Source organism: Methylobacterium organophilum (genome assembly GCF_022533465.1).
Classification (GTDB): domain Bacteria; phylum Pseudomonadota; class Alphaproteobacteria; order Rhizobiales; family Beijerinckiaceae; genus Methylobacterium; species Methylobacterium organophilum.
Genome location: NZ_CP092848.1, coordinates 570,873 through 583,235, shown reverse-complemented (window position 1 = coordinate 583,235; position 12,363 = coordinate 570,873). Strand labels below are relative to the sequence as shown.

Sequence of the window (12,363 nt, the reverse complement as noted above, 5' to 3'; positions counted from 1 at the left end):
ATGAAGATCACGCAAGCCTTCACCTTCGAGGCGGCCCACCGCCTGCCCAACGTCCCCGAGACGCATCGCTGCCACCGCATGCACGGCCATTCCTACCGGGTGGAGCTGCAGCTCTCCGGGGCGGTCGATGCGCGGACGGGCTGGGTCGTCGACTTCTTCGACGTGGAGAGCGCCTTCGCGCCGTTGCTCGCCCGGCTCGACCACCATTGCCTCAACGAGGTCGAGGGGCTGGAGAACCCGACCGCCGAGAACATCGCGGCCTGGATCTGGCATCGGGCCAAGCCGGCGCTCCCGGCCCTGTCCCAGGTGAAGGTGTACGAGACGCCGATGTCCTGGGCCGAGTACGACGGCGACTGAGGAGAAGCGAGGCATGGAGGACGGCGCGCTGGTTCTGTTCTCGGGCGGCCAGGATTCGACCACCTGCCTCGCCTGGGCCCTGGAGCGGTTCCCCCACGTCGAGACGCTGGGCTTCGATTACGGCCAGCGCCACGTCGTGGAGCTCGAATGCCGGGCGCATCTGCGCGCCGCGCTGACCGCCCTCGACGCGACCTGGGCGCGCCGGCTCGGCCCCGACCACACCGTGGACCTCGCCGCCCTCGGCGCGATCTCGGAGACGGCCCTGACCCGCGACAGCGCCATCGCCTTCGAGGCGAACGGCCTGCCCAACACCTTCGTGCCGGGCCGCAACCTCGTCTTCCTCACCTTCGCCGCCGCGCTCGCCTATCGCCGGGGCCTGCGCCACATCGTCGGCGGCATGTGCGAGACCGATTATTCCGGCTATCCGGATTGCCGGGACGACACCATCAAGGCGCTGCAGGTCGCGCTCAATCTCGGCATGGAGCGCCGCTTCGTCCTGCACACGCCGCTGATGTGGATCGACAAGGCCCAGACCTGGGCGCTCGCCCAGGAGACCGGCGGCAAGCCGCTGGTCGACCTCATCGTCGAGGGTACCCACACCTGCTATCTCGGCGAGCGCGGCACGCGCCACGACTGGGGCTATGGCTGTGGCACCTGCCCGGCCTGCACCCTGCGCGCCCAGGGATTCTCACGATTTTGTGAGACGGAAGATGGGGATGCGGCATCGGCGCCGTGAGCGGGGCCGGTCCCGATCCGACACAGCGCCCGGGGCCGGGCCTCCGCGGCCCGCGGCCGGGATCGAAGGACGGCTCCGAAACCGAAACAAAATGAGACGAAGTGTTCATTTTTGAAATGAACGCTCCTGTTTACCAAGGCCGGTAATCTGATTTGAATTGAGAAAGGCGGTATTTTAAAAGAAATCATCCAAATAAGAGGTGGCCCGGATGATTTCGCTCGAAGATATTCGCGAGGTGGTCGGTAGCCTCGAGGCGATGGCCGGACTGGTCGAGGGGCTCGGCCCCGACGCGGACCTGTTCGAGAAGGGCCTGACCTCCTTCGGCTCGGTCCAGCTCATGCTGGCCCTGGAGGAGCGCTTCGAGATCGAGTTCCCCGATTCGCTCCTCAACCGCCGGTCGTTCTCGACCCTCAACGCGATCCGCGACACCGTCGCCTCGCTGACATCGGCGGAAGCCGCATGAGCACGCTCGTCGCCCGCGCCCGGCGCGTCGCAGCCGTCGCCGCGCTCCATGCCGAGGATGTCGACCGGGAAGGACGTTTCCCGGCCGAGGCGGTCGCCGCCCTGCGCGAGGAGCGCCTGCTCGGGATCCAGATCCCGCGCCAGCTCGGGGGCGAGGGCGCCGGGATGATCGAGATCGCCGATGTCTGCACCCTGCTCGGGCAGGTCTGCACGGCGGCGGCGATGGTCTTCGCCATGCACCAGATCAAGGTCGCGAGCCTCGTCAGCCACGGCCTGGACAGCGCCTGGCATCGCGGCCTGATGGAGCGCATCGCCGCCGGGCAGCTCCTCGTCGCCTCCTCGACCACCGAGGGGGGCATCGGCGGCGACCTCCGCAACAGCCTCTGCGCCGTCGTGACCTCGGGCGAGGTCTTCTCCCTGGAGAAGGACGCGACCGTCATCTCCTACGGCGCCCATGCCGACCTCATCCTGGCGACCGCTCGCCGGCACCCCGAGGCGGCGACCTCCGACCAGGTTCTCGTCGCCCTGATGCGGGATCAGATCTCCCTGGAGCGGACCAGCCGCTGGGACACGCTCGGCATGCGCGGCACCTGCAGCGACGGCTTCAAGCTGGTCGTCCGGGACGTGCCCGTCGCCCAGATCCTGCCCAAGCCCTTCGCCGAGATCGCGGCGCAGTCGATGCTCGCCGCCTCGCATCTCCTCTGGAGCAGCGTCTGGTACGGCATCGCCAGCTTCGCGGTCGACCGGGCCCGGGCCTATGTCCAGGGCGAGGCCCGGCGCCGGCCCGGCCACGTGCCCCCGGGCGCCCTGCGGCTCGCGGAGGCCTCCAACGCCCTCCAGGCCCTGCGCGGCAGCGTGGTCGTGGCGCTGCGCCACTTCGAGAACGCGCAGGGCGATGCCGATGCGCTGGGCTCGATCGGCTTCTCGGTGATGCTCAACAACCTCAAGACCACGGCCTCCGCCACGGCGGTCGACGTCGTGCAGCGGGCGCTCGGGATCGTCGGCCTGTCCGGCTACAAGAACGGCACCCCCTTCAGCCTGGGCCGGGCCCTCCGCGACGTGCTCTCCGCGCCGCTGATGATCGGCAACGACCGCATCCTCTCCAACACCGCCAACCTCCTGCTCGTGCAGAAGGGCAGCGGCCAGCTCCTGAGCGCGTGATGGACCAGCTTGCTTCCTTCGAGATCCCGGCCCTCGCGACGGACGAGGCGACCGAGCCCCGCAGCTTCCTCGACCGGCTGTTCGATCACGGCCTGCTCGTGCGCACCGGCGTCGACGGCCTCTATGGCCGCAGCGGCGCCTTCGAGAGCGTGGTCGAGGCGATCGACCGGCTCGCGACCGAGCTCGGCGCCGCCGATGGCGCCGAGGCGATGCGCTTTCCTCCGGGCATGAGCCGGGCGAGCTTCGAGCGCAGCGGCTACCTCAAGGGCTTCCCGCATCTCGCCGGCACCGTGCACTGCTTCTGCGGCAACGAGGCGGACCATGCCCGCCTCCTGGCCTGCCTCGAGGCGGGGGACGACTGGACGGCCAAGCAGGCGGCGAGCGAGGTCGTGCTGACCCCGGCGGCCTGCTATCCGCTCTACCCCGTCGCCGCCGCCCGCGGGAACCTGCCCGAGAACGGCCTGCTCTTCGATCTGCAATCCTACTGCTTCCGGCACGAGCCCTCGCTGGAGCCGACCCGCATGCAGATGTTCCGCATGCGCGAATACGTCCGCATGGGCACGCCGGAGCAGGTGCTCGCCTTCCGCGAGACCTGGCTGGAGCGCGGCACGGCCATGATGCGCGAGCTCGGCCTGCCCCTCGCCGTCGACCCCGCCAACGATCCGTTCTTCGGCCGGGCCGGGCGCATGCTCGCCAACAACCAGCGCGACCAGGGCCTGAAGTTCGAGCTGAACGTCCCGGTCAACAGCGTGGACAAGCCCACCGCCTGCCTGTCCTTCAACTACCATCAGGACCATTTCGGCGAGGTCTGGGGCATCCGGCAGGCCGATGGTTCGGTCGCCCACACGGCCTGCGTCGGCTTCGGCCTGGAGCGGATCACCCTGGCGCTCCTGCGCCATCACGGGCTCGACCTCGCCGCATGGCCCGAGGCCGTGCGCGCCCGGCTCTGGGGCTGACGCGCATGTCCGCCGCCCTCGCCCTGATGCCGGAGCCCGCGGCTCCGGCCGGCCACGCCGCGCATCCCCTGCACGCCTTCGACCGCATCTGGCCGGAGTCGAACTGCTACGTCGATCTCTGGATCGAACTCCTGCATGCCCGCGGCCTCGTGCCGGAGGCGATGCTCGGCTTCACCCTGCGCCAGGACTTCGAAGGCGACCAGTTCACCTTCTTCAAGCCCTTCGCCGCCGATCTCGAACGGCTCTACGGCCTGGAGATCCAGGAACTCGCGATCTACGACAGCCTGGAGAGCCAGGCCGCCGTGCAGGTCGCCCGCGGCAACCCGGTCCTCGTCGAGGTCGACGGCTTCCACCTGCCCGACACCGTCGGCACGACCTATGGTATCGAGCACCACAAGACCACGATCGCGATCCTCGGCCTCGACCGGGCCGGCCGCCGCCTGGACTATCTCCACAACGGCGGCCGCTACCGGCTGGAGGGCACGGATTACGCGGGCCTCTTCGCCCCCGCGCTCCTGTTCCCCTATGCCGAGTTCGTGAAGACGAGCGGCCCCGCCCTCCCGGCTTCCGCGCTGCCCGAGGTCGCCCTCGCATTGCTGCGCGCCCACCGGGCCAAGGCGCCGCGGGCGAACCCGATCGCCGCCTTCCGGGACAGCGTCGCCGCCTGGGACGACGGCTTCCTGCGCCGGCCGCTCTGCGCGTTCCACGCCTACGGCTTCAACACGACGCGCCAGCTCGGAGCGAATTTCGAGCTCCTCGCCAGCCATCTCGACTGGCTCGGGGCCGCGACGGGCCGCGATTTCGGCGAGGCCTCCGCCGCCTGCCGGATTCTGGCGCAGGAGGCCAAGACCTTCCAGTTCCAGATTGCCCGCGCCTTCGCCCGCGGGGGGGCGGTGGGGCTCGCCAACCGGCTCGACCGGGCGGAGGCCGCCTACGCGACCGTCTTCGCCGCCCTCGACCGCAGCCTGGACTGAGCGGGACAGGCCATGGCCCGTGTCCTCTCGGTGGACGGCCGGGCGCCCGAGCCGCTCGGCGGCCCGTGGGAATTGCTGCTGACCGCGCCGGAGGCCTGCCCCGGCCCCGGCGATCTCGCTGGCCGCGAGGGCTGGATCCCGGCCCTCGTGCCCGGCACCGCCGCCGCGGCGCTCAAGGCCGCCGGGCTCTGGTCCGCGGCCGCGCCGACGCCGCTGCACGAGTCCGACATCTGGTACCGGACCCGCTTCGCGGGCAGCGGCCGCGCCTGCCTGCGCTTCGAGGGCCTCGCCACCCTGGCCGAGGTCTGGCTGAACGGCGTGCTGGTGCTGTCGAGCCGCTCGATGTTCCTCGCCCACGCGGTCGAGGTGGATCTCGCCGGCGACAACACCCTCGCGATCCGCTTCCGCGCGCTTTCCGTCGAACTCGCCAAGCCGCACAAGCGCGGCCGCTGGCGCCCGCGGCTCGCCACCCCCGGTTCCCTGCGCCATGTCCGCACCAGCCTGCTCGGCTTCATGCCGGGCTGGTGCCCCTCGGTCGACGCGGTCGGCCCCTACCGGCCCGTCACCCTCGAAGCGCTTTCCGACCGAGGCCTGCGCGTCCTCTCGGCGGATCTGCGCAGCGATCTCGACGGGGAGACGGGGCGCCTGAGCCTGCGCCTCGCCGTGGCGAACGCGTCCGGCCCCGCTCTCCTGCGCTGTGCCGGGCACGCGGCGCCGCTGCGGGCGGTCGCCCCCGGGCTCTACGAGGCCGACCTGGCGCTGCCGGGCATCGCGCCCTGGTGGCCGCATACCCATGGCGAGCCAGTCCTCCACGCCGTCGAGGCGGAGATCGGCGGGGTGCGGATCGATCTCGGCCGCACCGGCTTCCGCCGCCTCGTCATCGATCGCACCGGCGACGGCTTCGCCCTGCGCATCAACGGCGTGCCGGTGTTCTGCCGCGGCGCCTGCTGGACGCCGCCGGATCTCGTCGGCCTGTCCGGCACGGAGGCGGCCTATCGCCCGGTTCTCGACCTCGTCCGCGCCGCCGGCATGAACATGCTGCGGGTCGGCGGCACCATGCTCTACGAGGCGGCGGCCTTCCACGACCTCTGCGACGCCTTCGGCATCCTGGTCTGGCAGGACCTGATGCTCGCGAATTTCGAATACCCGACCGACGATCCCGCCTTCCGCGACCAGCTCACCCGCGAGGTGGCGCAGCTTCTCGACCGCACGCAGATGTCGCCCTCCCTCTGCGTGGTGGGCGGCGGCAGCGAGGTCTGGCAGCAGGCGGCGATGCTCGGCTTCCCGCGCGAGGCGTGGTCCGGCGGCTTCGTCGAGGAGAGCCTGCCCGGCCTCGTCGCGGTGTCGCGGCCGGATCTCGCCAGCGTGCCGAACTCGCCGTCGGGCGGCGACCTGCCGTTCGCGGCCGAGGCGGGGGTGGCGCATTACTACGGTGTCGGCGCCTATCTGCGCCCGCTGGAGGATGCGCGCCGCGCCGGTGTGCGCTTCGCCACCGAATGCCTCGCCTTCGCCCATGTGCCGGAGCCGGCGAGTCTCGCCCGCGCCGGGCTGACCGATCCCGCGGATCCGCGCTGGGCGGCGGGCGTGCCCCGCGACCGCGGCGCCGACTGGGATTTCGAGGCCGTGCGCGACCATTATGTCGGACTGCTCTTCGGGGCCGATTCGGGCCGCCTGCGCCACGAGGCGCCGGAGCGCTACCTCGCGCTGGGCCGCGCGGCGGTGGTGGAACTGATCGAGGCGACCTTCGCCGAGTGGCGGCGGGAGGCCTCGCCCACGGCCGGCGGCCTCGTCTGGCTGCTGAAGGATCTCGCCCCCGGCGCGGGCTGGGGCGCGATCGACCACGAGGGTGCCCCGAAAGCCGCCTGGTACGCGCTGCGCCGCGCCTTCCGCCCGGTCCAGGTCTGCCTGACCGACGAGGGCCTGAACGGCCTGCATATCCATGTCCACAACGAGACGCCGCAGCCCCGGGACCTCGTCCTGCGTCTCGCCTTCACCGACGCGAAGGGCAAGGCCGTCGCCGCCGCGGAACGGGCGCTGACCGTCGCACCGCGCAGCGGGCAGCGATTCACCTCCGCCGCCCTGCTCGGGCGCTTCTTCGACGTCACCGACGCCTATCGCTTCGGTGCCCCGGCCCATGCGCTCGGCCATGCCGAACTCTGCGACGCGGCCACCGGTGCGGTGCTGGCCGAGGCCTTCCACCATCCCCTCGGCCGCGATGTCGCGCCGGGCGAGACCGGCCTTTCCGCCCGGCTGATCCGCGACGGTGCGGGCTGGGCGCTGGAAATCGCCGCCGGGCGGCACGCTTTCGGCGTGGCCATCGACCTCGACGGGGCGACCGCCGCCTGGCGGCCCGAGGACAACCACTTCCACCTGGCGCCGGGCCGGACGCGGACGATCACGCTTCTCGGCCGGCCGGAAACGGCGCCGCGCGGCCGGGTCGTCGCGCTGAATGCCCTGGAAACCTGCAGCTTCGGAGGCGAGGATGCCTGAGACGGAAACCGTGCCCGCCCAGCCCGTCGCCTTCGAGGGGCTGTTCGGCTGGCACAGCCCGGGCCGCACCGGGCGCGGCGTGATCCTGTGCGGGACGCACGGCTACGAGCAGCTCTCGGCCCATCGCGGCTGGCGGGCGCTCGCCGAGCGGATCGCCGGCACGGGCTGCACGGTCCTGCGCTTCGACTATCCCGGCCAGGGCGATTCCGGCGACGTCGCCGTGGAACGGCTGGAGGATGCCCTCGGCGCGATCCGCGCGGCGATCCGCTTCCTGCGGGCGGATCCGGGCATCGAGGAGATCGCCCTCGTCGGCCTGCGCCTCGGCGGCACGCTCGCGGCGCAGGTGGCGGCGGAAACGGGCGGGGTCGATCGCCTCGTCCTGATCGCGCCCTTCGCCGCCGGCCGCACCTTCCTGCGGGAGATGAAGATCCTGTCGCGCACCACCGGCGTCCTGCCGGACGGCACGCCCCTGCCGCAGGAGCCGGAGGGCCTCACCGTCGCGGCTTTCCGCATCGGCCCGGCGCTCTCGGAGGATCTCGGCGGCCTCGACCTCGCCAAGCTGACGCGGGCGCCCGCGCCGCGCATCCTGCTGCTCGGGGGTGAGGGGGGCGCCCTGCCGAAGCGCTTGGCCGCCCTCGGCGCGCAGGTCGAGACACGCCCCTTCCCCGAGCTGCCCGACCTCGTCTCGAACCCCCTCTACGCCAAGGTGCCGGAAGCGGCCTTCGCCGCGGTGGCCGCCTTCCTGTCGGAGGGCGCCGCGCCGCGCCTGCGCCCGGCTGCGCCGGCCCGCGAGGCCGTCCTGGCCGGCCCCGGCTGGTCCGAGCGGCCGGCGCGGTTCGGGCCGGGGCTGTTCGGCCTCGCCTGCGCGCCCGAGACGCCCCTGCCGCGGGCGCCGGTGGTGCTGTTCGTGAATGCCGGCACCAACGTCCATTCCGGCTGGGGCCGCTCGACGACGCGCCTCGCCCGGCGCCTCGCCGGAATCGGCGTCGCCTCCCTGCGGATGGATCTCGGCGGCATCGGCGACAGCGCCCCGCGCGCCAGCGGCGTCTTCCCGATCTATGCCGACGAGACCCTGGACGACGTGACGGCCGCCCTCGACCATCTCGGCCGGCCGGCGGTGATCTTCGGGGCCTGCAGCGGCGCCAATCTCGGCTTCCATGCGACCTGCCGGGATCCGCGGATCGCGGCGGCGATCCTCGTCAACCTGCAGCGCTTCGACTGGGACAAGACCCAGGACATCGAGGTCGCGATGCGGAATGTCTACCGCAGCACCGGCACCTATGCCGCCATGCTGAAGCAGGGCGCGGCCTGGAAGCGGCTGGTGCGCGGCGAGGTGCGCGTGGGGCCGATCCTCGCCTCCCTTGCCCGGCGCGGGTTCGAAGCCGTGCAGCGGCGCATCGCCCCGCTCGTGAATCCGCCGCCCGGCGGCTCGGTGAAGCGGCGCGTGGCGGCCATCCGGCGGCGGGGCAGCCTGATCCAGCTCGTCTACAGCCAGGGCGACGTGGGGCTGGCGGACCTCGCCCTGCAGCTCGGCCGGCAGGCGGACGCCCGCCTCGGCCGCCCCGTCACCGTGATCCCGGAGGCCGATCACGACCTCAGCACGCGCGCCGCCCAGGAGACGCTCTACGGCGTGGTGAGCGGCCTGCTGCGGGATCTCGCGGCCGCCCCGCTCCCGTCGAGCGAGGGCGCGCGCGGAGCGGCACCCGTCGCCTACGGCCGGGTCGCGCCCGCGCGCTGAGGCCGAGGCCCCCGGGTCAGGCCCGGTGGGCGGCCTCTTGCGGCGGCTTGCCGGGTTCCTTGCCCGCGTCCTTCTCCGCCTCCGGGCCGCCCACGACGCCGCGGGTGCGCCACAGGCTGTAGGTGACGCCCGCCGCGAGCAGCACCAGGGTAACGAGCAGCGAGACCCACGGCGGCACGTGCACCAGGTCGAAGGTGTCGGCCACGACGATCTTGGCGCCGATGAACAGCAGGATCAGGGCGAGCGCCGTCTTCAGATAGGCGAAGCGGTCGACCATGGCGGCAAGCGCGAAATAGAGTGCGCGCAGGCCCAGGATCGCGAAGATGTTCGAGGTGTAGACGATGAACGGGTCGGTGGTGATGGCGAAGATCGCCGGCACGCTGTCGACCGCGAAGATCACGTCGGCGATGTTCACGAGCACCAGGGCGAGGGCCAGCGGCGTCAGCCAGAGCACCGGCTTGCCGTCCCGGCGGCGCGGCTCGCGCACCACGAAATGCTGGCCGCGGGGCTTGTCGGTGATGCGCAGGTGCTTGCGCAGGAAGCGCAGGCTCGCGCTCTCGTTCACGTCCTGCGCGTCCTCCTCCTTGGAGAACAGCATCTTGAGGCCGGCATAGATCAGGAAGGCGGCGAAGAGCGAGAGCACCCAATGCGCCTGCTGCACCAGGGCGGCGCCGAGCCCGATCATCAGCCCGCGCAGGAGGACGGCGGCGAGGATGCCCCACACCAGCACCCGGTGCTGGGCGGCGCGGGGCACGCCGAGGGCCGTGAGGATGACCGCGATGACGAAGACGTTGTCCATCGACAGCGACTTCTCGATCACGAGGCCGGTCACGTATTCCTGGCCCGCCTGGGGCCCGAGGTACCACCAGACCCAGCCGCCGAAGACGAGGCCGAGGCTGAAATAGAAGGCGGTGAGGAGAAGGCTCTCCTTCACGCCGATCTCGTGGTCCTTGTCGCGGTGGAGCAGGCCGAGATCGAAGGCGAGCAGGGCGGCGATGAGGGCGTGAAAGCCCAGCCACATCCAGACGGGCTTGCCCAGCCACGCATGGGTGAGGAAATCGGCGGTCAAAAGGTCGGACATGTCGGGACGCGGGGATGCCTCGGGGAAGAGAGCATCGGCTCCGACATCACGTGGCGCAGGAGAGCCTGCGCCCCGCCAGAGGGGCCCGCAGCCGATGGCGGGCAGTTATTCCCGGATTCGCGCTGAATCAAGGCCGGTCCCCGGCGCCGCGTGACAGCCCGGCCGGCGGTTTCGCCTTGACAGGCGCGCCGTCCTGCGGCCTCCCGCCGCCATGGCTGACGACGGGGACGATCGGATCGCGGTGGTGGGGGGCGGCCCGGCGGGGCTCGCCGCCGCCGAGCTGCTGGCCGGGGCGGGCCTTCCCGTCACGGTCTACGAGCGGATGCCCTCGCTCGGCCGCAAGTTCCTGATCGCCGGGCGCGGCGGCCTCAACCTCACCCACAGCGAGGCGCTGCCCGCCTTCCTCGCCCGCTACCACCCAGCCGAGCCCCGCCTCGCCGCGGCGATCGAGGCCTTCCCGCCCGAGGCCCTGCGGGACTGGTGCGAGGGTCTCGGGCAGCCGACCTTCGTCGGGTCGAGCGGACGCGTCTTCCCGCGGAGCTTCAAGGCCTCGCCGCTGCTGCGGGCTTGGCTCGCCCGGCTCGCCGGCCTCGGTGTGTCCCTGCGTCCGCGCCACCGCCTGGTAGCCTGGGACGCTGAAGCGCTCACTTTCGCGACCCCGGAGGGGGCGACCGCCTGCCGCCCCCGGGCCGTGCTTCTGGCGCTGGGCGGGGCGAGCTGGCCCCGGCTCGGCTCGGACGGAGCCTGGGTGCCGCTCCTGGAAGAGGGCGGCGTGCCCGTCTCCCCCCTCGCGCCGGCCAATGTCGGCTTCACGGTCCCCTGGTCCGCCCACATGGCCGAGCGCTTCGCCGGGGCGCCGCTCAAGCGGGTCGGCTTCGCCTTCGAAGGCACCCGCCTGCTCGGCGAGGCGGTGGTGACGGCCGAGGGCATCGAGGGCGGGGCGATCTACGCTCTGTCCCGCCCGATCCGGGAGGCGATCGCCCGCGAGGGCGCGGCCCGCCTCACCCTCGATCTGCGGCCGGATCTCGACCGCGACACCCTCGCGGCCCGGCTCGCCGCGGGCAAGGCGGGGCAATCCGCGAGCAACCGGCTGCGCAAGGGCGCCGGCCTCGATCCCGTGGCGGCCGCCCTGCTGCGCGAGGCGCATGGCGTGGCGCTGCCCTCCGAGGCGGAAGCGCTCGCCCGCTGCATCAAGGCGGCGCCCCTGCGCCTCACCGGCCCGCGCCCGATCGCGCGGGCGATCTCCACGGCGGGCGGCGTCGCCTTCGCCGGGCTCGACGGGCGCTTCATGCTGCGGAGCCGGCCGGGCACCTTCGCGGCCGGCGAGATGCTCGACTGGGAGGCCCCGACCGGCGGCTACCTGCTCCAGGCTTCCTTCGCCACCGGCCGCGCGGCGGCGGCGGGCCTGATCGGGTGGCTCGGGGAGCGGGGGTGGTCCCGCATTCCATCGATGACGGAGCGTTGAGCGGGGCCCCTCTCGCCGCAAGCGGGGCGAGGGGATGCGCGGAGACCGAAGTATTCGAGTTCGGCCGCTTCAGGGCTTCGTGCAGATCCCGACCATGCCGGCGCTGTCGCCGGGGCAGCGCGCGCCGGCGCCCCCCTCGCCGAAGACCGGGCTGCCGCTCCGCAGGCAATGGGCCGAGGCGAGGATCTCGCCGCTCTCGCAGGTGACCTCGCAGCCGCCCTGGGAGCAGCTCTCCTTGCGCAGGACGCGCATGGGCGTCGCGGCGGGGGGCGCCTCCGCCTTCTCCCCGGCCGGTCCCGGCTCGCCCTTCGTGCCCGGCTCGCCCTTCGGCCCCGCCTCACCCGCGGGGCCGGGCGGGCCGGCAGGTCCCGGGGCGCCGGCCGGTCCGGCCTCGCCCTGCGGTCCCTTCTCGCCGGGCAGGCCCTGCGGGCCGGTCGGCCCCGGCTCGCCCTTCGGTCCGGCCTGGCCTTCCGGGGCGCAATTGGCGATCACGGCCTCGCGCTCGTCCTCCTCCGCCTTCAGCGTGGCGACGCAGGTCGCGGGCCGGTAGGGCAGCTTGAACAGGAAGCGGCCGCGGCTGTCGGCCATGACCGAGATGTCCTCGTCGAGCACCACCACGATCCCGCCCTTGCGCACGCTGCCGGAGATGCGCAGGTCCCCTGCCTCGATGCGGGCGTCGTAGACCATGATGGGCTGGGCCGGCCCCTGCGGTCGCCGCCGGGCCGGCTTCGCGGAGGCGGCCGGGCTCGGCTGCGGGGCCTCGGCGACGGGCGTCTGCGCGGCCGGCGTTTGGGCGGAAGCGCCGCCCGCAGGAACCGCGAGGGAGAGGGCGCCGACCATCACCGCTACGATCCTGGTGGCCGTCCTGGCACGCATCCGCTCGTCTCCTCCGGGGCGCCGTCGGGGCTGTCGGCGCGGCGGGCCGGACCTTGTGGTCCCGCTT

The 12,363-nt window shown here is 72.8% G+C and carries 11 protein-coding genes; 9 read left to right on the top strand and 2 right to left on the bottom strand.

The window, feature by feature from the left end; genetic code table 11:
• From queD to MMB17_RS02565, 8 genes are all read left to right on the top strand, one after another.
• Entirely contained in the window at nt 1-357 is a 357-nt protein-coding gene (gene queD / locus MMB17_RS02600) for a 6-carboxytetrahydropterin synthase QueD (RefSeq protein ID WP_238311862.1), read from the top strand.
• Nucleotides 358-370: 13 nt separating this feature from the next.
• Nucleotides 371-1,093: a 7-cyano-7-deazaguanine synthase QueC gene (gene queC / locus MMB17_RS02595; RefSeq protein ID WP_238311861.1), complete on the top strand. Its 723-nt coding sequence runs from the start codon at nt 371-373 to the stop codon at nt 1,091-1,093.
• 208 nt (nt 1,094-1,301) lie between these two features.
• On the top strand, nt 1,302-1,556 hold the full coding sequence (locus tag MMB17_RS02590) for an acyl carrier protein (protein ID WP_241100972.1): 255 nt from the start codon (nt 1,302-1,304) through the stop codon (nt 1,554-1,556).
• A complete protein-coding gene (locus tag MMB17_RS02585; protein ID WP_238311859.1) occupies nt 1,553-2,716 on the top strand; it encodes an acyl-CoA dehydrogenase family protein in 1,164 nt (387 codons plus the stop codon). The genes MMB17_RS02590 and MMB17_RS02585 overlap by 4 nt, the downstream gene beginning before the upstream one ends.
• Complete coding sequence (locus MMB17_RS02580) at nt 2,716-3,672, top strand: amino acid--[acyl-carrier-protein] ligase (protein ID WP_241100971.1); 957 nt, start codon at nt 2,716-2,718, stop codon at nt 3,670-3,672. The genes MMB17_RS02585 and MMB17_RS02580 overlap by 1 nt, the downstream gene beginning before the upstream one ends.
• Nucleotides 3,673-3,677: 5 nt before the next feature.
• Nucleotides 3,678-4,646 carry a DUF1839 family protein gene (locus MMB17_RS02575; protein WP_241100970.1) on the top strand — a complete coding sequence of 323 codons (969 nt, stop codon included), beginning with the start codon at nt 3,678-3,680 and terminating at the stop codon, nt 4,644-4,646.
• A gap of 12 nt (nt 4,647-4,658) precedes the next feature.
• Nucleotides 4,659-7,136, top strand: coding sequence for a glycoside hydrolase family 2 protein (locus tag MMB17_RS02570; protein WP_241100969.1), 2,478 nt, complete (start codon nt 4,659-4,661; stop codon nt 7,134-7,136).
• Nucleotides 7,129-8,874, top strand: a complete 1,746-nt coding sequence (locus MMB17_RS02565) for an alpha/beta fold hydrolase (RefSeq protein WP_241100968.1) — start codon at nt 7,129-7,131, stop codon at nt 8,872-8,874. The genes MMB17_RS02570 and MMB17_RS02565 overlap by 8 nt, the downstream gene beginning before the upstream one ends.
• Nucleotides 8,875-8,890: 16 nt before the next feature.
• Here the strand turns inward: MMB17_RS02565 and MMB17_RS02560 are convergent, their stop codons facing one another.
• Nucleotides 8,891-9,955 carry a TerC family protein gene (locus MMB17_RS02560; protein ID WP_241100967.1) on the bottom strand — a complete coding sequence of 355 codons (1,065 nt, stop codon included), beginning with the start codon at nt 9,953-9,955 and terminating at the stop codon, nt 8,891-8,893.
• A 211-nt stretch (nt 9,956-10,166) separates the two neighbouring features.
• On the opposite strand from MMB17_RS02560, the gene MMB17_RS02555 reads away from it, so the two are divergent.
• Nucleotides 10,167-11,420 (top strand): TIGR03862 family flavoprotein, encoded by a 1,254-nt coding sequence (locus MMB17_RS02555; protein WP_241100966.1) that lies wholly within the window; start codon nt 10,167-10,169, stop codon nt 11,418-11,420.
• Nucleotides 11,421-11,489: 69 nt separating this feature from the next.
• On the opposite strand, the gene MMB17_RS02550 is transcribed toward MMB17_RS02555, so the two are convergent.
• The gene (locus MMB17_RS02550) at nt 11,490-12,296 is read right to left on the bottom strand and encodes a collagen-like protein (protein ID WP_241100965.1); all 807 of its coding nucleotides are present in this window, start codon (nt 12,294-12,296) and stop codon (nt 11,490-11,492) included.
• Between the last annotated feature and the right edge of the window lie 67 nt (nt 12,297-12,363).